Source organism: Paenibacillus sp. J22TS3, assembly GCF_018403205.1.
In the GTDB taxonomy this organism is placed as follows: Bacteria; Bacillota; Bacilli; order Paenibacillales; family Paenibacillaceae; genus Fontibacillus; species Fontibacillus tuaregi.
This window is the reverse complement of the sequence record NZ_BOSF01000010.1, coordinates 1-24,957: the sequence shown is the minus strand read 5'-3', so window position 1 is coordinate 24,957 and position 24,957 is coordinate 1. Positions and strand designations below refer to the sequence as shown.

The window sequence follows — 24,957 nt, the reverse complement described above, 5'->3', positions numbered from 1 at the left end:
GATACATAAGAAATGGGAGTACGGATGGTGTTGTTCACCGGGCTGTACTCCCTTTTAGCTGAACAGCTGTAATAAAAGATTATTGTTTCGGGTCGTTCTCAAGGCCCTTTTCTTTATCCTCTGTCGTGCTGTTCATTTCGTCCATTTCCTTGCCCAGCCGTTTCAAGTCTTCCATATCATTGACCATTGAACCATTCTCGGCCTCGTCGATATCCTTGTGCTTAGGTGCATTTCCAAAGGCTGGGTCCAAAATTTGATCGCGGGTATATTTCTCCTGTTCATCCTTGGGACTAGAACTCATGGCGTACTGCTCCTTTCAAATTGGACTATAGAGCTATTATTTCTTATAGGCATCCATGTAATGCTGAATATTGGCCAGAAATTCGCCAATGAGCGGCATAGACACGAAGAAGCTGGTGATCCATCCAAATAAAGCGAGAACGAGAGCGGTTCCGATGGTTAAACCGAGCCCTCTGGCCAAGCCGGATGTGAAGTTGGAGATCAGCCGTTTCTTCGGAGAGGTGTAATTTTCTATTATATCCTTGAAATCAGATCTCTCCAGGGCATCGGCGATATCGTCTAAACGGGAATTCAACCGTTTGACTTCATGCCTGAGCTCGAATGGATGGTCTTTGGTGTCGTACTGTTTCAGTTCTCCCATATGTAGTCTCACGCCCTTTCCGCTTAAAAGCTGGGGATAAGAAATAGCCAGCTGAAGAAGGCTGGCTATTTCACAAGGTCATCAGCGAATGATTAGTAAGACGCGCTTGTTTTGTTTTGAACCTCTTTGGCGGTTTCTTGGGAAGCCTTGCGAATGTCCTTGGACAGATCACCTGAAGTGTCCTTGGCTTCACTTGCTACTTCATCTGCGGAACTTTTGGCATCCTCGGCTACTTTGGAAGCGGCTTGCTTCATTTCGTCGCCTACCATGGAAGAAGCTGTCTTCACACTCGATGCAAGCGTGCTTGCACTTGAGCCAACGGTTTGTGCAAGATCTGTGGTTTTATTGGTTACACTTTTGGCAAGATCTGTTGCCTTCTCAGCGACTACAGAAGCAACATCCTTGGATTTATCACATACTGTGCCCCATTTTTCTGACAGGTCACTGCGCATCTCGCGGCCTGTTTTTGGAGCGTAGAGCAATGCTGCAGCTGCGCCGAGAAGTCCGCCGATGATCAGCCCTTTGGTGAATGTCGAACCGCTTTGTACCGGATATTCTGTTTCTGCTTTATTCATTCTAATCACTCCTTAATGGATTTATGTTATACAGTCCGGAGCCCTTTAGGGGGACCGAGTCTGTATCCTTAAGAGTCCTTCGCTTAAGGCTCAGAAGCCTGGCGGAGTTCCGCCAAGACAGCTGCCTTGAAAGGACCTGGGTCCTGATCTCTGATGTATGTTCAGCTTACTTTGTATATAAACTACATCCAATTCCCTGAAACAAATAAACCGGGGTTTACAGGTGCCTCGTCAGGAAGAGAATTGGATAGGATAAGGATGATAGCGATACAAGACCATTCTATAATATACTGTATAAGTTGGAGATGAAGAGGCCCACATGACAAAGGGAGAGATAGAGATGAAAGAGGTCACGCTTGTTAAGGAATTTCGGTCAGATATTCTGGAATGTACCCATAGTGGTCATATCAGCATAGTTAATGAACAAGGGGAAGTTGTCTTTTCCGTGGGAGATCCTGAGTATAGAGCCTTCACCCGGTCTTCGGCTAAGCCCTTCCAAGCCATCCCTGCCGTTCGGGCAGGCATTATAGAACATTATCATTTATCCAAAGAAGAAGTGGCCGTCATGGTGTCCTCCCACCGTTCGCGCGAGGAGCACGTCCGGACACTTGAACGGTTCAGCCAAAAAATAGACATAACCGAGCATTGCCTTGTGTGTGCGCCAAGCCTTCCGCTGGATGAGTCCGCCAAAGAGGAGCTGCTGCGCGATAACGGACAGCGGCGGAGGTTATACCATAATTGCTCTGGCAAGCATTTCGGCGTGCTGGCGTACTGCAAAATGCAGGGTTATCCGCTTCAAGGCTATGAGGAGCCGGCACACCCTGCCCAGCAGGAGATTCTGGCCACATTGGCTGCTTTCACAGAGGTGAGACGCGAAGAGATCGGCCTTGGGACAGACGGCTGCGGCTTCCCGGTGTTCGCCCTGCCCCTCTCATCACTGGCTAAAGGATATCTAAAGCTGGCATGCCCGGATCTGATCGCAGACGAAGCTACACGTGAGGCGGTTGTGAAAATCACAGAAGCGATGAATGTGCACCCTAATCTGGTCGGGGGACTTGACCGGGTCGATTCTGTGCTGCTGCACGATACCAATATTGTTACGAAGGGCGGATTCAAGGGGGTGTTCTGCCTCAGCCTGAAGAAGGAAAGGCTCGGTATTGCCCTTAAAATTCTGGATGGCTCTGAAGAGGAATGGGGGCTTGTGGTGCTGCGTATGCTGGAGCAGCTGAACTATGACAATCCGGCCACACTGGATAGGCTGAGAGCCGCTTACCGCCCGGAAATTTATAACGATGCCGGGAAGAAAGTTGGTCATGCTGAAGCTGTTTTCGAACTAAAACCGGTCCACTAATAACGCTAATTAAGTTGAGCTTAAGAATTATCCATAGGCAAGTTGTGAAATGATTTAGGAGCGATGGGAGTAACGTTCGTTCCCGGAGCCTTTCGAACACAAACTGAACTCCTAAACAAAATGATAGGCCGCCTTCTGGGTCGGCCTCTTTCTGCGTGATCCCGGCATTCTTGGGCACTCGGAAAACAGGGCTGGGCCTATGATTAAGGATTTGGGCTTACGGGTAAGGAATAAACAAGATAGAGCAAGTGATTCCATTTCCATAGATAAGGTCTTGATAAGATTACGGAGGTCGATAGCTATGATTAAAGTGATAACTTCGGATCAGCGCCACACGTCAGATCATGGGTGGATACACAGTGAATTCAGCTTCTCCTTCTCCGACTACGAGGACCCAAGCAACGCTCATTTCGGCTGCCTGCTGGCCCACAATGAGAATATTCTCAAGCCGAAGATGGGCTTCAAGCGGCATCCGCACCATGATCTGGAAATTGTTAGCTATGTGGTGTCCGGCACGCTGAGCCACAGCGATAGTCTGGGGAACACGCATAAGCTTAAAGCCGGACATGTGCAGGTGATGAGTGCAGGCACAGGCGTGGAGCATGAGGAGAGGAACCCCTCTGACTGGGAGGATGTACACTTTATCCAGATGTGGTTTCTACCGGATCAAAAAGGGGAGGCGCCAGCCTGGAAGGCCCATGATTTCACGAAGGAGGATCAGCTTAATAAGCTGCTTCCGGTAGTATCAGGGAACGGGTTGGAAGGCAGCCTTCCGATTAACCAGGAGGTTAACGTGTATCTGTCTACCTTGGAGACGGGCCGTGAAGTCAGCTTGCCTCACCGGAATGAGCGCAGAACACATGTGTTTCTGATTGAAGGGAATGCGGACTTAACCTGCGGGGACGAGGAGCTTTCCCTGCGGCCGGGGGACTGCACGCGGATCAAGAAGAGCTGTGATATTGTGTTTCGTGGAACCGGAAGTGACAAGCCGGCGGAACTGCTAATTGTGGATATGCCATAGGGATCACCACTGTTAAATTTAAGAAACTAGGCGGTCATCTCGATAACGGCACTAAAGTCTAAATCCATACATTCCAAAATCAAAGAGTCCGATCCGGCAAGCCCTGAAGCTTGCCGGATCGGACTCTATTCGCATGTTCAGTTAAGGCGTCAGCCTCTCAGGTTCCCAAGCTCAGATGCTAGGGCTTCGACCTCTGAGATGCTAAGGCGCTCCTTACTCATGACGATCTCATAGACCTCATAGATATCGTCATATCGGTCGGTGGAGAAAGCGGAGGCTTGCATGGCGGCGCCTGTGGCCATTCTCAATTTATTTTTGATCGCTTCAATCATATATTCGACGTTTTCTTGTGTCTTCTGAGTTAAATCCAAACCTCTCATCCTCTCGGGTTGCATAATACGGGTATTGTATCATTTTTGCGGCAGGGAGAGAAGATGAGGTACAATAAAGCCGTTGGTTAATACAGCGATTCATGTGCATTCAGAAGAAAATACAGTGAGGGGGGCCTGGAAGATGGGATCAAGATCAGGCAGACGCCGGATCGTGGCTGAAGCGGTCGACCGGGGAAAATGGGTTGATGCAGCTGAGTTAACTCCGTTCTTTAGGGATATTCGAAGGCGGCATCTGCTGGAGAGCCTTACCTTCCTATGCATTGGTACAGACTGCTCCTCGGGGGATGCGCTCGGTCCCTTGGTCGGGACCAGACTGTTATATCTTGGATTCCCCAATGTTATAGGCACGCTTGCGCATCCGTGTGATTCATCGAATTTTGCGGAACGGGTGCGGCAAATTCCAGAGGGTCATTCTGTAATTGCAATTGATGCCTGCCTGGGTACTCCATCCTCAGTGGGACGCTATATTCTAGGCGCAGGGCCGCTCACACCAGCGGGTTCCGTGGGTGGAGGTCTGGCTGCCGCGGGAGACTACAGTATAGCAGCTGTCGTGAATATCAGAGGGCTTAAGCCATACTCTTCCCTCCAGATGACATCGCTGCACAGGGTCATGAATATGGTTGATGAGATTGCGGGTGCGGCCGCAGATGCGTTTGACATGCCTGTATAACATGGTTCAGACCGGGTGCTTTTAGCTTAATAATAAGAATATCCATATTACATATAAGGGAAAGAAGGAATATATAATGGACAAAGCTACTGTAAACGGTACAGTCATTGCCTATGATGATCGTGGTGAAGGGGATGTGTTGGTTCTGCTCCATGGATTCTGCGGGAGCTCCGCCTACTTTGAACGAATCGTGCCTACGCTCAGCAAGGAGTTTCGTGTGATAACCCCGGATTTGAGAGGCCATGGCCTGTCCGATGCTCCGATGGGCGCATATACTATCGAGCAGATGGCCGACGATATTAAAGGGCTCTTGGATACGCTTGGGGTTAGCCAATATACACTGATTGGCCACTCTCTTGGCGGATATGTCACCCTGTCGCTGGTTCAGCGTTATGCCTCACAACTGAAAGGTTTTGGTCTTCTGCATTCTACCGGATACCCGGACAGCGAGGAAGCAAAGGAAAAAAGGCTGAAAGCCGTATCAACCATTCAGGGTGAAGGAATCACCACCTTTGTTGAGGGACTGGTACCTGGTTTGTTTGCGAAAGACAATCTGGAGAAGCTTGCTTCTGAAGTGACGAGAGTGAAGGAGATCGGGTACCGGACACCTCCGCAAGGAGCCGCGGGAGTGGCAATGGCTATGCGTGAGCGCCCGGATCGCACGGATGTGATGTCCGCAGCAGCTTTGCCGTTGCTATTGATTGCAGGCGAGAATGATGCCGTTATTCCGGCTGAGAAGACATTTACCGCTAAAGGCAGCCAAGTGACAGAGGCGGTTATTCCAGGAGCAGGTCACATGAGCATGTATGAGGCTCCAGAGAAGCTTACCGAAGTGATTACTGCCTTCATGAAGCAGCTTTAATTGCTGACTATAGACGCTTGATACGCGCTTAGCATTTGGGACTGGGTATTAGAACAAGTTTCCATCGAACCCGACTTTGAAAATATTATGCTTGACGCTGCGATTGTTCGTGTCCATCAGCATGGAGCGGGTGCAAAAGGGGAGCCCTTAAGCAAGCGATTGGGCGATCCAGAGGGGGGGCAACAACCAAAATTCATGCGTTTGTTGACGTCCTCGGCAACCCGCTTCGTTATGTGCTGAACGGAGGTCAAAGCCACGACTCGGCAGCCGGATACGAATGGTTAAAAGTCAGTTGGACGTAACCCAAAAGCAAGTGCTGGCCGACCGGCCCTACGACATCAACTGGATACGTCAATTATTAGAGGAACAAGCTGCAATTTCCGCCATTCCAAGTAAGAAAAACCGCCGAGAATTTCATTTTAGAGGTAAAGAATGAACAAACAATTAAGTAGAGATGAATTGATTATTCTCGTTAGAAAAATTATGAATTGTGAAGGAACAGAGCACGAAATAGATGAGATGATGAATTTGCTTGTCAGAAATGTTCCAGATCCAAATGTCTCAAATTTAATATTCTGGAGTGATATAGAATATAGCCCAGAAGAGATAGTTGATAAAGCAATGAGCTACAAACCTATTATTTTGTAAAGAGAATTGCCGGGGGTCCCAGGGCCCCTGGCTTTATTTATGTCATGAACCCGGGGAGTAAACTGGCAATCTTCATGAAAATCACTTACAATTTCAATCATAAATCGCCAGGGGGGCGTGTACCGGGAATAGAAGGAGGGATGCGGATGTTAAGGAAGGATTATCTGCTTCGAATGGTCGAGGAGATGTTGGAGGCTGTAGCCACCGTGCTTGGAGCAAGACAGCAGAAAAAGCATACGGAGGCGCTGTGGCAGTTGGATGAACAGTTTAAGCGGCACTTCCGGCTCAGCAGTGATATGATGAATACGCTGTCCACCCGTGATCTTATCGAGCTGTTCCGTACCGGCGGCGTGGTTGAAGTGGACAAGCTTCAGAGCGCGGCGAGGCTCATGAAGGAAGAAGGTCTCATATATCTGGATAACCGGCAGGAAGAAGCGGGAATTATCCGTTCCATCAAATCTCTCCATCTGTTTCTGTATGCCGCTTTGAATGGAGCAGACCGTTCACTGTGGGATCTGGATACGCAGGTCCGGGAGCTTCAGACAACGCTAAAGGGCTATGTGCTTCCGTTAGAAACGGAGTCCTTGCTGTTTGAATATGAAGAGAGCCAGGGGCGTTATGATTGGGCCGAGAATTCGTTATATCGGCTGCTTGAACAGAAAGCCATAACCCCAGCCCAAGCCGAACAATTCTATGATCGTCTGCTCGCGTTAAACCCGCAGCAGCTTGAAGAGGGTGGACTGCCGGCAGCTGAGATCGAGGAAGGCAGGGCAGGGTTGAGACGGTATCAGGTTTGAGCAGCTGAGGACATAAATGATTACGGAAAGAGAGCTGTCAATACAAATGGATGCTTTACGCAAACTAATACATCAAATCGTTGAGAATGCTTCATTAATTACCGCAACGCTTAGCCAGCGGCGGAAAGCCGGGGAAGTGGCCTATACCAAGGTGGTCATCAAACCGGTTGAACTGAAGAAGGCCCTACACTACCAGTTCGCATTCTATTATGAGAACAAGGTGACCCACGAGAACATCCCGGCTGTAGAACTTGAGGAGCGTGTTATGGACATGTTCGGGGAGACCTTTCGTCAGGGACTGATCTGTACGGAAGAGGCTGATTACCAGGTGCTGATCAGCAAAAAATTTAAGGTGTCCATTCTGACCAAGTCTCCGACGAAGAAGAGCACTTCACTGACGCATAACCGGAAGAAGCAGTATATTCTGGAGGAAGGCCAGCCTGTGCCTTTTTTGGTCGAGCTTGGGATTATGAATGACGAAGGAAAGGTTCTTGCGAGGAAGTACGACAAGTTCAAGCAGATTAACCGCTTCCTGGAGATGGTTCAGGATGTCACTGCCCATCTGCCGGAAGACCGGCCGCTCACGATCGTGGATTTTGGATGCGGCAAATCATATCTGACTTTTGCTCTTTACCATTACCTGTCCATCGAGCGGCGCAGAACCTTAAATGTGGTTGGACTTGATCTTAAAGCGGATGTGATTGCACACTGCAGTGCGCTTGCAACGCGTCTTGGTTATTCGAACCTGCGCTTCCTGGTTGGTGATATCGCCGAATACGATGAGTTGTCCCAAGTGGATATGGTAGTCACGCTGCATGCCTGTGATACCGCTACGGATGCGGCCTTGGAAAAGGCGGTCCGCTGGAATGCCTCCGTAATTCTATCCGTTCCATGCTGCCAGCATGAGCTGTTCGCCCAAGTGGATGCACCCGTAATGAACCCGCTGTTGTCCCACGGAATTTTGAAAGAACGCTTCTCGGCGTTGGCTACGGACGCGATCCGGGCGAAGCTTCTGGATATTATGGGATACAAGACGCAGCTGCTGGAGTTTATTGATATGGAGCATACGCCTAAAAATATTTTAATCCGCGCGGTGAAGGGGTCCTCCGGCAGCTTGCCGAAGCTGTGGGCTGAATATACCGCTTTCCGGGATTTCCTTCATGCGGAGCCATACCTGGAGAACGCCTGCCGTGACCTGCTTCCGGCAGAGGCAGGAGAGGCTTAAGCGAGCTTAAGGCATTCAGTCCGGTTGCTGGTGGGAACGAATTTGCATTTTAGAAATCTTATAAAAACAAATTACCGGCAGCATCCGTAAGTTTATTAAGCAGCGTTTCATCTAGTAAATGATAGGGCGAGATGTCGTTTTCTAAAGCGATTGCCCTCGCCTTTAAGTTTGCGGGAGTTATAGAAAGTCAACACTGGGAACAGGGTTGGCTTTTTTTGTTGCTCATCAATAAGGCATGAAGCCATGTCTAATAAGCTTAACGGTGTTCAGACTATTTTTAGGTGGAGGATGTACCATGGAAGATAGAGCGAGCAGGCTTGCTGCCTGGCTTGCCGTATTGCTTACAGTATCCTGTTTTTTCACCGGATTCTATGAGGGGAGGGGCATGTATCCGTTCATGGTTGGGGGGTTCGCAGCAGCTGCGGCGGCGGTCATCTGGAGAGTGCTGAGAATCTGGCAGTTCGGCAGGAAGACAAGGCAATCAGTTGGTGAACTTGATGCATCAGGTGAAAAGAGCCTGCCGGACTCCCGGTTTCTGCACGCCAGCGCGCCGTCTCTGTCTGCGGAGTATCTTGCGCATTGGACTGGCAGGAAGAGAAAGCAATCAGTTGGTGAACTTGATGCATCAGGTGAAAAGAGCCTGCTGGACTCCCGGCTTCTGCACCCCAGTGCGCCATCACTGTCCACAGAGTATCTTGCGCATTGGACTGGCAGGAAGACAGAGCAATCAGCCGGTGAACTTGATGCATCGGATCAAAAGAACCTGCTGCGCTCACCGTTTCTGTATGCCATCCCGGCGTTTGTCCTGTCCGCGCTGTATCTCGCGCATCTCCCGGCTTCGCCGCTGTCCATGCAGGACACGCTGGACCAGGCGCTGCGCTGGGCCTTCTGCGGTGTGATCGCCGCAGCGCTTGCCGCCGCGGCTGGTACGCGCCAGGCACGGGCCCGGCTGCGCGGGGGCCTCGCGGTCTGCGCCGCCCTGCTCATCGCCACCAGCCTCGCGGCGGTGTACGGGCTCGCGCCGCTGCCGCATGCGCTGCTGCGCACCGCAAGCGCGGAGCTGTCCGCCGCCGGAGTCCGGCTCGGCGGCCTGCTCCAGTACCCGAACACGCTAGGTGCTGTGTTCGGGGCCCTGCTGCTTGAGCGGCTGGCGGCGCTCAAGCAGGCGGCGGCACGCCCGGCGCTGCAGCGGGCGGTTCATGTTCTGCTCGCCTTCGGCTGCGCGGCCGGCCTGCTGCTGACGGAGTCGCGCGGGGCCTGGCTGTGCACGGCCGCAGGCGGGGCCGTGCTGCTTGCGCTGGCCGGCCGCACAGCCCGGCGGCAGCTGCTGCTGCAGACCGCCGCCATCCTGGCCGGCGGTCTGTGGCTGTACCGCCAGCTGGCCGAAGCGGATCTGGCCCCGATGCCGGGGCCAGGGCTGCTGCAGCTGGCGGGCACTGGTGCGGCCGTGCTGGGCCTGTCCAGCATGGCCTTCCATGCCGGGGCGCCGGAGGCACGGCGCCTGCACCGCTACGCGGTGGCCTTGGCCTGCGCAGGCTGGGCGGCGAGGGCTGTGCTGCCGTCTCAGCTTATGACGGCCGGGTCGGGGGAGCTTGTCCTTCGTACGGGGACAAGCACAGTATCGGCGCGTCTGTTGATGTACCGCGACGCGCTGTGGCAGATTGGAACGAACCCCTGGTGGGGCGGGGGAGGAGGGGTATGGAGATCTGTATACAGGAGCGTACAGACAGAGCCTTATGTAGGTGCGCAGGTACACAGCGGTTATCTGGATATGCTGCTTAACCTGGGAATTCCGGGACTGCTTGTTTTGGTGCTGTGGTTTACCACAGTGGGATTCCTCCTGCTGAAACGGAGAAGCCTTTTACTTGCCCCATACTTAGTGCTCGTTCTTCATGCGGGAGTGGACTTTGACATGAGCTATGGCCTGACTTGGCTTCTTCTCCTGTGGCTTGGAGTGCTCGGGCTGGCGGAGATGGGCGCTGTGCAGGGGCGCCCTTGGAAAACTGCAGGAAAAGAGAGGACGATCCGCCTGACGAACTTCTCTAAGCTCAGGAAGGCAGTTGTATCTATCCAGGGATACAATAAGGCTCTTCGGCGTATTCCCTGGTTTAGACGAAACAACCAATCCGGGAGCGGAAGCCAGGCGGAACTTGGACGTTTTTTCCTCAGTTTGCCGCCTACCCGTTTAGCACTTGCCCTTGGGACATACATGTCTTCCCCGCCATGGCCAGCCCTGCGTTCAATATGGAACACCTCGATTAAGCGGGTGTTCGGTGGCTCAGTGCCAGCTGGGAAAGCTGTCCGCAGGGGAGGAGGGAGCAGCAGGGGCATACATGGCCTGTTCCGGGGAATAACAGCCCTGACCATGGCCGGTGTTCTTGCTTTTATGAGCCTGGTCAGCCTGCGTATGCTGGCCGGTGAACGGCTGACTGCGGAAGCAGCGGTGCTTTTGTCCAAGGGAAAGGCTCAGCAGGCAAGGGTGCTCTTGGAGAAGGCCCTTGATCTGAATCCCTACCGGACAGGGCCAAGAATTGCTCTTGCGGCTGAACTGCCTCTTCTGTCAGCAGAGCATATTCTTCGGGGAGGGATACGCTTTAGCCCGCAGATGAGTGAGCTTTGGTGGGCACTGGCCAAGGCCCAGTTCAAGCTGGACAGGCCCGAGGCGGCGAAGGCTGCCGAGATAGCGGTCAGACTGGACCGCTATCACAGCCGCCGGATCACAGCCGCTCTCCACGAGCTCGGCCGGCTTGGCCTGCGTTTAAGCCAGGCCGGAAGAAGGAAGGAGTCTCGCACCGCCGTGCTGACGGGACTCCGGCTGTATGACGGCTACCGCAAGGCGGCGGAATGGGCAGCCGGGAAGGGAATTCGCAATGACCGCAAATTTACGGTCACAGACGAGGCCCGGCGTGAGGCCGAACGCCTTTGGGGTTTGCTGGGCTTCCCCTCCCCGCCATACGTAGCTTTCAGCGGACGGAGCTAGCTATCACATAGCTTATATAGATGCACATGCAGCTCAATTGGCAACCTATCTAGCCCCGTACATTTGCGGCATTTACCAAGGCAGCGTTTGGGGAACGCTCTAACGATTTCCCTCGGGGTATTGTTCTGGGCTGGATACCCCTGTTCTTTTCGAATCAAGGGTTACAGGACCACCTCAGATACGGGGGGATGGAACTTGCAGTGCAGGAGGGTGTCGTATTCAGATCTTATATAGGGGGAATTACCGGATCTGCTGGTATGTTAAAAGTTAGGGAATATTTGCCCCTCAAGATGTCATGCTTTTTCCACGGTCTCCGAGCACCTGCATTGTCTTTCAGCTCTTGCTGCCTCGGAGCCCTTGCTGCCTTGGACAGCAAACTCTAACCTCCGAAGGCATCCCTGAATGCCTCTGAGAGCTTAACACGGTCAACTTCCCAGAGCTCTGCAAGCTCTCCGCTGACCGCCTCATCCCACCAGTCCGAGAGGACTTTGCGGTTGCTGCTGTTCTCATGGATCCAGAGGAGGTTGCCGATAACCTTCCGGTAATAGAGGTCTTCGCCCTCCTTAACTTTGCCTTCGGGTATATAAATTTTCATCCGTTTTACCGTGCGGTACAGCTCTTTGCTGCAGCCGCGCCGGATCCTCCGCGGGGAAGGCAAGGAGGATTTGTGTTTGTCCTGGAATGCGGGCATCATACCAACTCCTTTTCCAATCAGCATATGCGCCCTGAATTCCCGTGGATACTTCCGCTATTCACAAAGTAGAATGCATGTACCACGCTATGATAGAATAGACTTCAAATAGAAATTATGGAGAGAGTGGGTCGAGAGTGGAAATCCTATCTAATGTAATTGGGCAATTATTTGAATTGATCCGGGGCCTTGGTTATTTCGGAATTGTGCTGGGATTGGCTTTAGAAGTTATCCCCAGCGAGATTGTTCTGGCCTACGGTGGTTTTTTAGTCTACAAAGGTGATCTTAACTTCTATTGGGCCGTATTCTTCGGTACGGTCGGGGCGCTGGTCCAGCAGTGGATTCTGTATGCGATCGGCCGCTTCGGAGGGCGTCCCTTCCTTGACAAATTCGGTAAATACATCAAGATTAAACCACATCATATGGATATAGCGGAGAACTGGTTCAACAAGTATGGGTCGGGAATTGTCTTTACTGCCCGGTTTGTCCCAGTGATGCGGCAGGTCATCTCCATTCCTGCGGGAATTGCGAAGATGTCGCTGCTCCGCTTCTCCCTGTTGACGGTGCTTGCATCTATTCCGTGGTCTTTTCTGTTCGTATATTTGGGCAGAGCTCTCGGCAATCAATGGGAGCACATTCATGAGAAGGCCGCTCCGTACGTCACGCCATTCCTGCTCGTGGCACTTGCCATTCTCATTGTATATGTCCTTTATAAATGGTACAGTTCGAAGAAAAAGAAAGGGGCATCCGTATGAGCACGAAGACAAATGTAAGCTACAAATTTCGTACAGGCTTAACCCCGAAACAGTTCATGGACAGCATGACACGCAACCAGGAAGCTTTCCAATCTGGGTATGAGCAGTTTCAGTGGGCAAGCGATGAGGAACGTGAGTTTTTTGAAAGTCTGAACCATCGGGATGATATTCGGGTACTGATTCTGGCTGCGGACTGGTGCGGCGACGTGGTTCGCAATATTCCTGTTGTATTCCGGGCTCTTGAGGTATCCGGGTTCCCGGTTGAGGTGCTGATCCTGGAAGACAATCTGGATTTGATGGATCAATTCCTGACGATGGGCGGCCGATCTGTTCCGATCGTCATCTTCGCGGATACAGGTGGCCATGTGCTTGGCCAGTGGGGCCCCCGTCCTAAGCATGTGCAGGAGGTTATGGTGCGCTTCAAGCAGGAGAATCCGGACCGGGAGGCTCCAGACTATGAAGAGAAGCTGGCTGAGACCCGCAAGCTGTTGATTGAGAAATACGGAGAAGGGAACGAGGTGCACGCCGTGATTATTTCCGAGCTGCGTGACCTGATTTCAGGACTGTAAACCATGCTGAAAATTGAAACTTTTGCACTTGGACCGCTTCAGACCAATGCCTACCTGATTCGGGGAGATGAGGAAGGCAAGGCGATTATTATTGATCCCGGAATGAATCCTGCTGCCTTGATCCGGCGGATCGAGCATCTTGAGATCGAAGCCATTCTGCTTACTCATGCCCATTTTGATCACATTGGCGGGGTGGACGAAATCCGCAAAATGAAAAAGTGCCCTGTGTACGTGCATCCTTTGGAGGCAGAATGGCTGACAAGTCCCAAGCTTAACGGCTCACTGCTCTGGACTGAGGTGAGCGGGCCTTATGCCACCGATCCGGCTGAGTACGACTTGGCCGAAGGGCAGAAGCTGCAATTTGTGGGACATGAATTTACCGTGTACCACACTCCCGGCCATTCCCCGGGCAGTGTGAGTTTCCTGTGTGGTCAGGATTTGTTCTCAGGAGATGTCTTGTTCAAAATGAGTGTAGGGCGCACTGACCTGCCTGGTGGACGGGAGCGTGATCTGTACGATTCGATCCGAGGCAAGCTGTTCCGTATGCCGGACGAAGTGAAGGTATACCCAGGTCATGGTCCCAAAACGTCCATTGGATTTGAGAAAGCAAACAATCCGTACGTTTCCTAGTTTCATAGTGAGAGATGACAGGATGCGCTTTCATTTGTCAAATTCGGGTAAAAACTATGGACAAACTGAACACTCTTTGTTAGAATGTATATTAATTGAATGTTATTACTTACGCGAAGCACGCAAGCTGTGGATTATCCCGGTTTGCGTTCTTTTTTTGTCCTTTTTTAGATTATGAAATCAATAATGGGGGATTTTAGAGCATGGAATTTTTGAGATCGCATTCATTGGATTCTGGCAGGGGGAACAAGGTTGTACGGAAGGATCGCGGCTTGGAGGAACGAGAAGAGTCCTCCGCCAGTTTCTTTCCAGGATGGAGGCACATTAAGCGGAATAGGGCTGGAGTTCATGAGCCTTGGCACAAGAAACTTGAGCGGCACCGGAACTCTACCAGCTAATCCATCAGGTTTCGTAAAATTGTCCGACAACTTTCTCCCTTTTTCGTGGACATTCCTATTGATTTTTAGTAGGATATTAGAATAGCACGAACAACATATGGGGGAGGTAGACGATGCTGCGTTTAGGAGAGAGAATTGTTATCGTCGCGGACGCCTTTGAGCAGAATCTTCCTATTGGAGGATACGGCTACATTATTGCTTACGATCGTAACCCGGACAATGCTTTTGATTATGTCGTCCGTTCTCCGAAGACTAACCGGAACTATTTTGTTCCGTCAAGTGATATCGAATCTGAAGAAGTCCTGATTCAGCAGGAAGTGGATCGCGTTGAACGCGAAGCGCTGATCGATTTTGCTCTAAGCACACATAATGAGCAGCTCTTTTTTCAGGTGATGAACGGAGAGTCGGAACAGTCGAAAGAAGATGAGGGAGCAGTACAGGAAGCTATGTCTCAGGCGGAATTTATCAAGCAAGTGAATTTACGTGCCTGGATTTAATTAGGAAGGGTCGGCGGATGCCGGCTCTTTTTTTGTTGTCACCATCTAACCAAGAGGGTCTAGAGAAAGGATATCTTTAGGAGACTTCTCGTCTGCCGGACACCCCATTTTAGGCTGCAGGTTCGGGCGGATATCCTCTAAGCCGGCAAGAAACAGGATTATAGATTGGATCTTTGACTACCCCAATTGAATTATGGGCTTATCTACAATATAATTATACGGATTATAGGAATAGGCGAAGATCCGCCCTACTGGGCTTAAGCTGATCATAAATCATTTTAGGAGGGAACGACCGAAATGAGTATTACGACCAAAGACGTGGAACATGTGGCCAGGCTGGCAAGATTGAATCTGACTCCAGAGGAGAAAGAGACTTTTACGGATCAGCTCAGCGCTATTTTACAATATGCGGAGAAATTGAATGAACTGGACACGGATGGCGTGGAGCCTACCACTCACGTTCTGCATTTAAGCAATGTGATGCGGGATGATGTAGTGAAGGAGAGCCTGCCTGCCGAGAAGGTATTCCTTAATGCACCGGATGAGGAAGATGGGCAGTTCAAAGTACCGGCTGTGCTTGAATAAGACGAATTGAAGGGAGGAAGCTAGAGTGTCATTATTTGATTTGCGTTTACAAGAGATACATAACAAGCTTCATGCCAAGGAGTTGTCAGTATCTGATCTTGTGGGAGAGGCTTTTGAGGCGATCCGTCAGAAGGACGAGCGTATTCAGGCATATCTGACTCTGGATGAGGCGGGAGCACGCGCTGCGGCTGCACGCCTTGACAACAAGCTGGTGTCTGGTGAAGAGAAGGGACTTCTGTTCGGTCTTCCTGTGGGCATCAAGGATAATATGGTGACTGAAGGGCTCCGCACCACGTGCGCCAGCCAGTTCCTGTCCAATTATAATCCGATTTATGACGGTACCGCGGTGACCAAGCTGAAGCAGGCTGATTCGGTTACCATCGGCAAGCTGAACATGGACGAGTTCGCTATGGGCGGCTCCAATGAGAATTCGAGCTATCATCCTACCCGCAACCCGTGGGACCTCAGCCGCGTGCCTGGAGGCTCCAGCGGGGGTTCGGCGGCAGCGGTTGCCGCAGGCGAGGCTTATTTTACTCTGGGCTCTGACACCGGAGGTTCTATCCGCCAGCCTGCTTCCTACTGCGGTGTTGTTGGTCTTAAGCCAACCTACGGGCGTGTGTCCCGGTATGGATTGGTTGCTTTTGCTTCCTCACTGGATCAGATTGGTCCTGTAACTAAGAACGTGGAGGACGCGGCATATGTGCTGCAGGCTATAGCAGGTTATGACGCCAAAGATTCTACTTCGGCCAACGTAGAGGTCGATGATTATGTCAGCGCCTTGACTGGGGATATCAAGGGCCTTCGCATTGCCGTTCCGAAGGAATATCTTGAAGGTGTCGATCCGAAGGTGAAGGAAGCGGTGCTTGAAGCGCTTCGTGTGCTGGAGAGCCTTGGAGCTGTATGGGAAGAGGTTTCTCTCCCTCATACTGAATATGCTGTTGCGGCGTACTATCTCCTGGCTTCCTCTGAAGCTTCTTCCAATCTGTCCAGATTTGATGGGGTAAGATATGGGGTGCGTGCGGATCATGGCGGCGGCCTGCTGGACCTATATCATGAATCCAGAAGCCAAGGCTTCGGTCCGGAAGTGAAGCGCCGGATCATGCTGGGTACCTATGCGCTTAGCTCCGGTTACTATGATGCGTATTATTTGAAAGCACAGAAAGTGCGCACTTTGATCAAGCGGGATTTTGACCAGACCTTTGAGAAATATGATGTTATTATCGGACCAACGGCTCCTACCACGGCGTTCCAGTTGGGATCCCAGGTAGATGATCCGCTCACCATGTACTTGAACGACATTCTGACCATACCTGTCAGCCTTGCTGGAGTTCCGGCATTAAGCGTTCCATGCGGTTTCGCGGATGGGCTGCCGGTCGGACTACAGATTATCGGCAAGGCTTTTGATGAGAGCACCATTCTCCGCACAGCTCATGCTTATGAAGTACACACCAAGCATCACAAACAACGCCCGGTTCTATAATAGAGAAGTATTAGGAGGTATCCCATGTCAACATCGAAATATGAAACGGTGATCGGACTGGAGGTGCACGTGGAGCTGCATACGAAGTCCAAAATATTCTGCGGCTGCTCCACCGAATTCGGTGCGCCGCCTAACTCCCACACTTGTCCTGTGTGCCTCGGCCACCCAGGCGTGCTGCCTGTACTCAACCGCCAGGCGGTGGAATATGCCATCAAAGCAGCGATGGCGCTGAATTGCGAAATCGGCGATGTCAGCAAGTTCGACCGGAAGAATTATTTCTACCCGGACTCTCCGAAGGCTTATCAGATCTCCCAATATGACCAGCCCATCGGCTTGAACGGTTATATTGATATCGAAGTGAACGGGACTACGAAACGTATCGGAATCAATCGTCTTCATCTTGAGGAAGATGCCGGTAAGCTGACGCATATCGATGGAGGGTATGCTTCCCTGGTTGACTTCAACCGTGCAGGCACTCCGCTGATTGAGATCGTCTCTGAGCCTGAGATCTCTTCCCCTGAGGAAGCCCGGGCTTACCTGGAGAAGATGCGTGCCATTATGCAGTACTGTGATGTATCGGATGTCAAAATGGAAGAGGGCTCGCTCCGCTGCGACGCCAACATCAGCCTTCGCCCTCACGGGCAGAAGGAGCTTGGCACCAAGGCCGAGCTGAAGAATATGAACTCCTTCCGCGGTGTGCAGCGCGGTCTTGAATATGAGCAGTACCGACAAGCTGAGCTGTTGGATGAAGGAGAGAAAATTGTTCAAGAGACCCGCCGATGGGACGAGGCTCAAGGCAAGACGCTGTCCATGCGTGGCAAGGAGCAGGCGCACGATTACCGCTACTTCCCGGACCCAGATCTCGTAACAGTGCATATTGACCAGGAATGGAAGGACCGCATCCGTGCAACGATTCCGGAGCTGCCGGATGCCCGCAAAGCCCGCTATACGTCGGAACTGGGATTGCCGAGCTATGATGCTGAGGTCATTACTTCATCCAAGCCTGTTGCGGACTTGTTCGAAGAGAGTTTGAAGTATACCTCGGATGCGAAGTCTGTATCCAACTGGATTATGGGCGATCTGCTGGGACACTTGAACAGCACCGGGCAGGAGCTTTCAGAAGTGAAGCTTACTGGGCAGGGGTTGGGCGAAATGATCGGTCTGATTGAGAAAGGCACGATCAGCTCGAAGATCGCCAAGACGGTATTTAAAGAAATGCTCAGCAGCGGCAAGCTTCCTCAGACTATTGTCGAGGAGCAGGGATTGGTCCAAATCAGTGATGAAGGGGCTATCCTGGCTATTGTGAACGAAGTGATTGCAGAGAATCCGGCTTCGGTCGAGGATTACAAGGCTGGTAAGGACAAAGCAATAGGCTTTCTGGTTGGACAAGTCATGAAGCGCAGCAAGGGCAAAGCGAACCCTGGACTTGTCAATAAACTGTTGGTCGATGTTTTGAAGCAATAAAGCGATGATTGGGCGGCTTTCATTGCAGGACCCGGATATTGTTCAGCAAATCTGGAGGCTCCAGCATATGGCTTTCCGCCTGGAAGCCAGCATGCTTGGGCTTCATCATACCCCTGTTCTCCCGGAGACCTTTGATTCGTTGTCTGCTTCCTCTGAAGCTTTCTACGGTGAAATTTCGGAGGATGGCGATCTGCTTGGAGCTATTGCTGTAACTGAGGAACAGCCTGGGAATATGATGATTACAAGATTAATGGTTGAGCCCTCTCATCTCAGGCAGGGTATCGGGTCCCGTCTTTTGGAGCATGTGCTGATACACAATCCGCATGTCCAAAGGTTCAGCGTATACGCAGGTACACTAAACACACCCGCTGTGGAGTTGTATCGGAAATTCGGCTTCATTCCTGCTGGAGCCAGGACGGTAGATTATGGCGTAGAGCTCACTTTGATGCAGCGGGAGATGTGACCGATAGTCTCTGCTTAGTGGTTCAGAAGCTGATCCCCCCATTCATAGTCATGGGGGGATCTTTGCTTTCCACCCACTACCAAGTTACGCTATAGGAGCGGATCGGGTATGATCTAAATGAGAAATGCATAGAGAATTAAAGACCGGAGAGGAGTCACGGGAATGTCCTTGAATCTTCCACCTGAGTCTGGGGGAGAAGCCGAGGTTCCGGCTGCCAAGCGTGGCGCGGGATTTAAGCCGAGACGGCGAAAACGCAAGTTTATTGCGGGTTTGCTGGCTGCATTGTTCCCTGGATTAGGCCATTTATATTTACGTTTGTTTCGCAAAGGAATATTTCTAATTTATCTGATCGTGCTGGATGTGTCCGCCATTCTTTATTTTTCCTCCGCCAAACTGGGGGTTAATGTTCCCTGGCTTATTCTGCTTGGCCTGCTGATTCCGATCGTCTACTTCTACAGTGTCTATGATGTCCTGCAAAATACAGATGCGCTGAATGGAAGGAGGCTGAGCGGGGAAATAGAAGCCTCACGAGCAGGTGTATTCGGTCAAGTGGGTTACGGACTGCTGTTAATCGCTGGAGGCGTGCTGGTGTTCTTGTTCCATGTGAAGCCGCCTTGGCTGGCCTGGGTTATTCAATATGGCGCGGGTTACATTGCAGCGGCTTTCCTTATAGCATGCGGCATAGGGATGGCCGTTCATGAGGCGCGGCGCAGACTAGTAAGGACAGGACGCTTCACAGCTTCAGCAGTAATGGCAGTGCTTGGAGTTCTGATTCTGCTTGATCAGTGGGCGAAGCAGGACTACATTATTTTTCTGCTGGACTGGTGGCCGGTTATTCTAATTTTGCTCGGGATTGAATATATCATTCTCTTTTTGTGGAAGAGGTGGAAGCGTTCCAAGCTGGAGCGGAGATTCCGGCTGGATATCAAAGGATTGATAGTCTCCGCATTTATAGGGTTTTCCGTATTTGCGGTTACCCAGCAGGACCACTATCTTCATTTATGGAATCGGGTAAGCTTGGACCTCACCGCAGCAGGGACGGAATTCAGTGATGAGAAGGGCTATAGTGAAACCCGCGAACCTATAAAGGTGCCGGTGGATCTGAAGACCTCAGAAGTGATGATAGACGGAATCAATGGCAAAATCGAGGTAGAGCGGGGCGCGGTTGAGGAGATCGTGGTGAAGTCCAAGGTGTGGATTGACGGCGTTGAAGCATCGGAGGCTGAGAAGATTGCTAAAGATCTCAGTGTTCAGGTAACCGAAGGCGCCCGTGTGGGAATATCGGTAAAGGATCGGACGTATGGGACATCTGGCAGCCGGCATCCGAGGGTGAACTTAACCATCATCGTTCCGGAGAACCGGAAGTTCGATTTTAATATCAGTACCACAAGCGGCGGAATTTCGCTGGTGAATTTGCAGGCGGTCACAGATATTTCACTTCAGACGGGCAGAGGAAATATATATATGAGCAACGTGACTGGGGATGTGACGGCCAAGACTCTCAGCGGCCGGGTGGAGCTTCACAACGTTATAGGTAAGGTGGATGCGGAATCCTTGGGGGGCAAGATGATTGGGATGGATATTTTCGGTCCTCTAAAATTGAATACGATGATTGGAGATATAACTGTTATCCGCGCTGATGATGATATAACCGCCAATACCCGCAATGGCAACGTATCGGTGGATGGAGTGTATTATAAGCTGCAGGCGGAATCGCTCAATGGACAAATCTCAGTCCGGTCGTCCGTTATCGGCGGAGATTGGTCGGTGTACAGCGCCGTCGGGGAGATTGATCTCCAAATTCCGGAGTTGGGAGACTACGCCTTAAACGGATCGAGCGGTTATGGTGAGATTAAGACCAACCTGCCTTTTGAAATTGATAACAAAACGATCAAGGGTACTCTCTTAACTGGAAAATATAAAATTAATGTGGAGGGCAACAGTGATCTAATTGTCAAAAGATATTCAAATTAGGACCCGAAAAGCCCTGGTGTGCCATGCTCCGTTGACAAACGAATTCTTGTAAACGTACAATAATGTTATCAATGTTAAAGCTGTGTAAGTGAGAGCAGCGAACTAAAGGCGGTGGACCTATTGACTACGCGCGTACAGAATGCGTTAGACCAACTGAAAACTAACGGTGTCCGCATCACGCCGCAGCGTCACGCCATTTTGACTTATTTGATGGAGTCCATGGGGCATCCGACCGCGGATGAGATATACCGGGCACTTGAGCCACGGTTTCCAAGCATGAGTGTGGCTACCGTATATAATAACTTAAAGATGTTTTTGGAGGCAGGTATGGTCCGGGAACTCACCTACGGGGACAATTCCAGCCGCTTTGATGCGGATGTGTCGGATCATTACCATGTCATCTGCCAATCCTGCGGTAAGATCAGAGATTTTAATTATGAACCCTTGACAGAAGTAGAACGTAAGGCGGAGCAAAGCACCGGTTTTCGGGTGTTCGGACACCGGATGGAGTTCTATGGCGTTTGTAACGATTGCCGAGGCCACTAAGGGCTGGAGAGCCAATATTACGTGCGGAATTCCGACTGGAATTCTTCACGTTTTTTTATTTTTCTAGCCGAAGTAAATCATGGAGGTACAGGATATTGAGAAATTCGAAGCACCGGCAGGGATATCGGATGGGGAAAAAGAAATCCAGGGGCAAAGTATGGCTGACCCTGATCCTGTTAGCTGCAGCCGCCCTGGGAGCGGTATATTTGTGGCTGCCGAATTGGCAGCACGTGGATCCTGAGTGGAAGTCGATGAAGAAACCGATCTTTGTGGAGGGTAAGGCGATGAAGTACTCAGCCTCCGGTACAGGGGACAGCCTGAAGCTGCCGCTTCCCGTGATCCGGGAGATAATTGATCCTAACATCCGTTACGAGAAGGAAACGGAATCGGTCATTATCACAACTCCCAAAGAACTTGTTCATCTTAAGATCGATCATAAGGATGCGAAGATGAATAACAGACCGCTCAAGCTGCTGTTCGCTCCTACAACGGTAAAGGGAGTTCAATATCTGCCTGTCTCGCTGCTTAAGAAGCTCTATGGGTTGGAGTTCAAAGAGGACAAAACTACAGGAGCGGTTGTGCTGATGAAGGCGGGGGAAAAAGTCCAGTCCGCCAAGATCATCGGCAGCTCCTCGGATACGGTGCCTTTAAGGAGAGAAGATAGCATTCATGCGCCCATCCTCTATGATATTCCGCCGGGAGCCCCTGTCAGGCTGATCCGGAATGCGGGCGATTGGGCTTTCGTTCAAATGGACAGCGGTTATGCTGGCTATGTAAAGCGGGAAGATGTTGCCTTGAAGGAACTAAGAACTGTTCCAGAAGTTCAGGAGCTCCCGAATACTGCTCAGCAAAAATGGAATTCTAAGAAGGTCAACCTTACTTGGGAGGCGGTGTATCAGAAGCCTGCAGACCCTAAGGTGATCGGTACGCTGCCGGGAGTTAATGTGGTTAGTCCAACCTGGTTTCAAATCATGGATGACAGCGGGAATGTTCAGAGCAAGGCCGACGACGTTTATGTAACCTGGGCGCATAACAACAAGATGCAGGTATGGGCCCTTTTCAGCAACGCTTTTGACGCGGACAGAACAACAAAGGCCTTATCCACCTTTGAGAACCGTCTGCGTTCGATAGTTCAAATTCTCCATTATGCCAAGCTGTACCGGCTGGACGGCATCAATATTGATTTTGAGAATGTGCGCACAGAGGACGGAGAGAATGTAACCCAGTTTGTGCGCGAGCTCATGCCGCTCGCTAAGGAACAGGGACTTGTGATATCGGTTGACGTTACCCCCAAGTCAAACAGTGAGATGTGGTCCAAGTTTCTCGACAGAGAGTCCCTTGGCGGATTGGTTGATTATATCATGCTAATGGCTTACGATGAGCACTGGGCGGCAAGTCCTGTTGCAGGCTCAGTCGCCTCCCTGCCTTGGACGCGGGCAGCTGTGAATCGTCTCTTGGAGGAGGATCGTGTTCCTTCGGACAAGCTGATTCTGAGTGTGCCGTTGTATACCAGGGTCTGGAGTGAGGAAATTAAGAATGGAAAGACGAAGGTCAGTTCCAAAGCGATCGGTATGAAGAAGGCTCAGGATATTATCAAGAGCTTTAAGTTGACCCCTACAGTTGATGAGAATGCAGGACAGCATTATGTAGAGTATGAGGAGAATGGAATCAAGAAAAAAATATGGCTTGAGGATGCCTACTCCATCAGACAGCGTGTAGAGCTTGCCGAAGAGCTAAATTTGGCTGGAGTCGCCTCATGGACCCGTGGGTTTGCTTCCCCGGAGGCCTGGCAGGAATTAAAGGCAATCGCCGAATAATATATAGAACTCATTTATTTTTAGATATAAAAAGAGGGTCTGCGTCTTTGGGATGCAGGCCCTTTTGTAGTATCCAGCCACTTAAGGCTGGGAAGCCGTTCATACGTTGTTTATTTTGACTCTGCCCCGGAAATGGCCTGCTGCTTCTCAAGCTCATCTGCTGTAATGTTGGCTTTTTCTGGATCGAGGGTGAGTATGGTTTTGCAGAACATGCACCGGTCTGTTTTGCCCAGCATTTTGGTCAGCTTATGACATTCTGGGCATTCTAATTGAACGGCCGTTGTGGACAACATCCCCGCCCAGAAGTAGATACCAAGGCTGCCCATCATGCTGATAAGGCCGATAACCAGCCCGATCGCCGCAATAATTTTTCCCGATTGACCCCAGAATACAATGCCTGCCGTACCAAGAACCATTAGTCCCATTCCCAGCATCGTAAGAAGCAGTCCCCATAGCCGGAACTCATTAATTTTACTGGATTTAAACAACATAGATTATACCCTCAATTCTGAATAGATTAGGATTGACTACAGATTAGAAGAAGGAAACTTGAATGCTGTGTAGAACTATATTATATCGAATCGGCGAGAACTCGCCAAGGTTGGAGGTTGCTGTGGAATCTACTCTTTTTTCTTTGGTGAATGATCACACGGTAGAACACCATGCGGTAGGCGCCATCGGTTACCGGCATTCCGGCGGAGGATTTCATGGCTCGCTTCTGCATGATTTTGAGCTTCTGGTCTTAATCATTTGCGACAATCGTGATTTGAGTCTGCAGATTGAACACTGTGTTAAAGGAAACTTGCAGTATCAGGTTTTATATGTCTCCCAAGAGGATATGATTCAGTGGACACTTTCTGGGGAGCATAGGGAGATCATGCATTGTTTTATGAAAGGCGAAATTATATGGGAAACTCAAGGGAGAGTGGTTGATCTGCGTTCTCAGATTATGGAGTTGGAACAGACATTGAAGGAGCAAAGCCTGTTCAGAGAGTTCTCCAGATTTCTTCGCAGATATCTAGAAGCCAAGAGATACAGTGAAGACAGATATTTCATGGATGCTTATCACAGCGTTCTTGAAGCACTTCATCACTATGCCCGATTAGAATTATTGGAGCAGGGAATACAGCCTGGCGGATGTGTATGGGAGCAAATCAGCCACAGGGGATCTGTAGTATTCAAGCTGTATGAGGAAATTACGGAGAGCAGCGAGACGCTTGAACAGCGGATACAGCTTGTTTTGCTGGCTTGTGAGTTCTCGGTAATGTCCAAAATGGCTCATTGCTGCAAATTCCTGCTGAATATATTAAGCAGCAGACACGAACCTTGGAGTATACAGGAGTTATGTATGCATCCGGATTTGGTGCCGGTACGCGAGGAACTGCCCATGCTTCTGCGGAAACTGGTATACCGTTCTCTCGTTAGAGAGACGTCATTGGGGCATCAGGGAGGCGGTTCGACCTCACGTCATATCCGTTATTGGGCTAATTAGAAGGCCTGGGGAAAATAGGAATTTTAGATGGGTTGACGCATCTGGTGGATGTATGATAAATTATAACTCGCTGCTAAAAAGGTTGTAGAACTTTCGCGAAATTGAATCAAATAATTTTTCAAAAAAGTTCTTGACTATTAGATAGCGAACATGATATATTATAAAAGTCGCCGCTGAGACAACGCGGTGATGAACAAAAGCGAGTTTGATCTTTGAAAACTGAACAACGAGTGAGATACAAGATTGAAGAACTTTGGTTCTTTGATCGAATGAGAATTAAAATTCTCGTCAGTTTCAAAATGAGCAAGTCAAACACTTTAATGGAGAGTTTGATCCTGGCTCAGGACGAACGCTGGCGGCGTGCCTAATACATGCAAGTCGAGCGGACTTGATGGAGAGCTTGCTCTCCAGAGA

Annotated in this window: 27 protein-coding genes and 1 rRNA gene; 22 read left to right on the top strand and 6 right to left on the bottom strand. The window is 50.6% G+C overall.

The genetic code is table 11. The features are described from left to right. Positions 1-79: 79 nt before the first annotated feature. The 3 genes from KJS63_RS26620 to KJS63_RS23355 form a co-directional block, all read right to left on the bottom strand. Entirely contained in the window at positions 80-301 is a 222-nt protein-coding gene (locus KJS63_RS26620) for a hypothetical protein (protein ID WP_068620199.1), read from the bottom strand. 36 nt (positions 302-337) lie between these two features. Then, positions 338-661, bottom strand: a complete 324-nt coding sequence (locus KJS63_RS23360) for a DUF5665 domain-containing protein (protein ID WP_068620198.1) — start codon at positions 659-661, stop codon at positions 338-340. 92 nt (positions 662-753) lie between these two features. Next, positions 754-1,236: a YtxH domain-containing protein gene (locus KJS63_RS23355; RefSeq protein WP_213621316.1), complete on the bottom strand. Its 483-nt coding sequence runs from the start codon at positions 1,234-1,236 to the stop codon at positions 754-756. 340 nt (positions 1,237-1,576) lie between these two features. Between KJS63_RS23355 and KJS63_RS23350 the strand changes: the two genes are divergently transcribed. Continuing rightward, positions 1,577-2,587, top strand: coding sequence for an asparaginase (locus tag KJS63_RS23350; RefSeq protein ID WP_213621315.1), 1,011 nt, complete (start codon positions 1,577-1,579; stop codon positions 2,585-2,587). 301 nt (positions 2,588-2,888) lie between these two features. Beyond that, positions 2,889-3,608, top strand: a complete 720-nt coding sequence (locus KJS63_RS23345; protein ID WP_068620196.1) for a pirin family protein — start codon at positions 2,889-2,891, stop codon at positions 3,606-3,608. 149 nt (positions 3,609-3,757) lie between these two features. Here the strand turns inward: KJS63_RS23345 and KJS63_RS23340 are convergent, their stop codons facing one another. Next, on the bottom strand, positions 3,758-3,979 hold the full coding sequence (locus KJS63_RS23340; RefSeq protein WP_068620195.1) for a DUF1128 domain-containing protein: 222 nt from the start codon (positions 3,977-3,979) through the stop codon (positions 3,758-3,760). Positions 3,980-4,121: 142 nt separating this feature from the next. Here KJS63_RS23340 and yyaC point away from each other — a divergent pair, with 142 nt between their 5' ends. From yyaC to KJS63_RS23305, 7 genes are all read left to right on the top strand, one after another. Further along, positions 4,122-4,670, top strand: a complete 549-nt coding sequence (gene yyaC / locus KJS63_RS23335) for a spore protease YyaC (protein WP_213621314.1) — start codon at positions 4,122-4,124, stop codon at positions 4,668-4,670. A 76-nt stretch (positions 4,671-4,746) separates the two neighbouring features. Beyond that, on the top strand, positions 4,747-5,532 hold the full coding sequence (locus tag KJS63_RS23330; protein WP_213621313.1) for an alpha/beta fold hydrolase: 786 nt from the start codon (positions 4,747-4,749) through the stop codon (positions 5,530-5,532). A 277-nt stretch (positions 5,533-5,809) separates the two neighbouring features. Continuing rightward, positions 5,810-5,968: a hypothetical protein gene (locus tag KJS63_RS23325; protein WP_213621312.1), complete on the top strand. Its 159-nt coding sequence runs from the start codon at positions 5,810-5,812 to the stop codon at positions 5,966-5,968. Then, positions 5,965-6,180 (top strand): bacteriocin immunity protein, encoded by a 216-nt coding sequence (locus KJS63_RS23320; protein WP_068620192.1) that lies wholly within the window; start codon positions 5,965-5,967, stop codon positions 6,178-6,180. The genes KJS63_RS23325 and KJS63_RS23320 overlap by 4 nt, the downstream gene beginning before the upstream one ends. Before the next feature lie 146 nt (positions 6,181-6,326). After that, positions 6,327-6,977, top strand: a complete 651-nt coding sequence (locus KJS63_RS23315) for a DUF6483 family protein (RefSeq protein ID WP_213621311.1) — start codon at positions 6,327-6,329, stop codon at positions 6,975-6,977. A gap of 46 nt (positions 6,978-7,023) precedes the next feature. Then, a complete protein-coding gene (locus KJS63_RS23310) occupies positions 7,024-8,202 on the top strand; it encodes a class I SAM-dependent methyltransferase (protein ID WP_213621404.1) in 1,179 nt (392 codons plus the stop codon). Between the two features lie 295 nt (positions 8,203-8,497). After that, the gene (locus KJS63_RS23305; RefSeq protein WP_213621310.1) at positions 8,498-11,182 is read left to right on the top strand and encodes an O-antigen ligase family protein; all 2,685 of its coding nucleotides are present in this window, start codon (positions 8,498-8,500) and stop codon (positions 11,180-11,182) included. A 379-nt stretch (positions 11,183-11,561) separates the two neighbouring features. On the opposite strand, the gene KJS63_RS23300 is transcribed toward KJS63_RS23305, so the two are convergent. Then, positions 11,562-11,873 (bottom strand): dehydrogenase, encoded by a 312-nt coding sequence (locus tag KJS63_RS23300; protein ID WP_213621403.1) that lies wholly within the window; start codon positions 11,871-11,873, stop codon positions 11,562-11,564. Between the two features lie 137 nt (positions 11,874-12,010). Here KJS63_RS23300 and uptA point away from each other — a divergent pair, with 137 nt between their 5' ends. The 11 genes from uptA (at position 12,011) to KJS63_RS23245 (ending at position 23,051) form a co-directional block, all read left to right on the top strand. Beyond that, positions 12,011-12,628, top strand: a complete 618-nt coding sequence (gene uptA, locus KJS63_RS23295; RefSeq protein ID WP_068620186.1) for an undecaprenyl phosphate transporter UptA — start codon at positions 12,011-12,013, stop codon at positions 12,626-12,628. Then, complete coding sequence (locus KJS63_RS23290; protein WP_213621309.1) at positions 12,625-13,197, top strand: thioredoxin family protein; 573 nt, start codon at positions 12,625-12,627, stop codon at positions 13,195-13,197. Before uptA ends, KJS63_RS23290 begins: the two co-directional genes overlap by 4 nt. 3 nt (positions 13,198-13,200) lie before the next feature. Then, positions 13,201-13,827 carry an MBL fold metallo-hydrolase gene (locus KJS63_RS23285; protein ID WP_213621308.1) on the top strand — a complete coding sequence of 209 codons (627 nt, stop codon included), beginning with the start codon at positions 13,201-13,203 and terminating at the stop codon, positions 13,825-13,827. 511 nt (positions 13,828-14,338) lie between these two features. Beyond that, the gene (locus KJS63_RS23280; protein WP_068620182.1) at positions 14,339-14,722 is read left to right on the top strand and encodes an ATPase; all 384 of its coding nucleotides are present in this window, start codon (positions 14,339-14,341) and stop codon (positions 14,720-14,722) included. A gap of 297 nt (positions 14,723-15,019) precedes the next feature. Further along, a complete protein-coding gene (gatC, locus tag KJS63_RS23275; RefSeq protein ID WP_068620181.1) occupies positions 15,020-15,307 on the top strand; it encodes an Asp-tRNA(Asn)/Glu-tRNA(Gln) amidotransferase subunit GatC in 288 nt (95 codons plus the stop codon). Between the two features lie 25 nt (positions 15,308-15,332). Next, positions 15,333-16,787, top strand: coding sequence for an Asp-tRNA(Asn)/Glu-tRNA(Gln) amidotransferase subunit GatA (gene gatA / locus KJS63_RS23270; protein ID WP_213621307.1), 1,455 nt, complete (start codon positions 15,333-15,335; stop codon positions 16,785-16,787). A gap of 24 nt (positions 16,788-16,811) precedes the next feature. Continuing rightward, complete coding sequence (gene gatB, locus KJS63_RS23265; RefSeq protein ID WP_213621306.1) at positions 16,812-18,251, top strand: Asp-tRNA(Asn)/Glu-tRNA(Gln) amidotransferase subunit GatB; 1,440 nt, start codon at positions 16,812-16,814, stop codon at positions 18,249-18,251. A gap of 67 nt (positions 18,252-18,318) precedes the next feature. After that, positions 18,319-18,714: a GNAT family N-acetyltransferase gene (locus KJS63_RS23260; protein WP_306432926.1), complete on the top strand. Its 396-nt coding sequence runs from the start codon at positions 18,319-18,321 to the stop codon at positions 18,712-18,714. A gap of 162 nt (positions 18,715-18,876) precedes the next feature. After that, complete coding sequence (locus KJS63_RS23255; RefSeq protein WP_244862751.1) at positions 18,877-20,688, top strand: DUF4097 family beta strand repeat-containing protein; 1,812 nt, start codon at positions 18,877-18,879, stop codon at positions 20,686-20,688. Between the two features lie 120 nt (positions 20,689-20,808). Next, positions 20,809-21,234 carry a peroxide-responsive transcriptional repressor PerR gene (gene perR / locus KJS63_RS23250; RefSeq protein ID WP_068620177.1) on the top strand — a complete coding sequence of 142 codons (426 nt, stop codon included), beginning with the start codon at positions 20,809-20,811 and terminating at the stop codon, positions 21,232-21,234. 95 nt (positions 21,235-21,329) lie between these two features. Then, positions 21,330-23,051, top strand: coding sequence for a glycosyl hydrolase family 18 protein (locus KJS63_RS23245; protein WP_306432925.1), 1,722 nt, complete (start codon positions 21,330-21,332; stop codon positions 23,049-23,051). Positions 23,052-23,161: 110 nt separating this feature from the next. Here KJS63_RS23245 and KJS63_RS23240 read toward each other — a convergent pair whose 3' ends face one another. After that, entirely contained in the window at positions 23,162-23,542 is a 381-nt protein-coding gene (locus tag KJS63_RS23240) for a DUF2614 family zinc ribbon-containing protein (protein ID WP_068620176.1), read from the bottom strand. Between the two features lie 122 nt (positions 23,543-23,664). On the opposite strand from KJS63_RS23240, the gene KJS63_RS23235 reads away from it, so the two are divergent. Both KJS63_RS23235 and KJS63_RS23230 read left to right on the top strand, forming a co-directional pair. Continuing rightward, positions 23,665-24,543: a nucleotidyltransferase-like protein gene (locus KJS63_RS23235; protein ID WP_213621304.1), complete on the top strand. Its 879-nt coding sequence runs from the start codon at positions 23,665-23,667 to the stop codon at positions 24,541-24,543. Positions 24,544-24,860: 317 nt separating this feature from the next. Then, positions 24,861-24,957 (top strand): 16S ribosomal RNA (locus KJS63_RS23230); the annotation flags it as partial.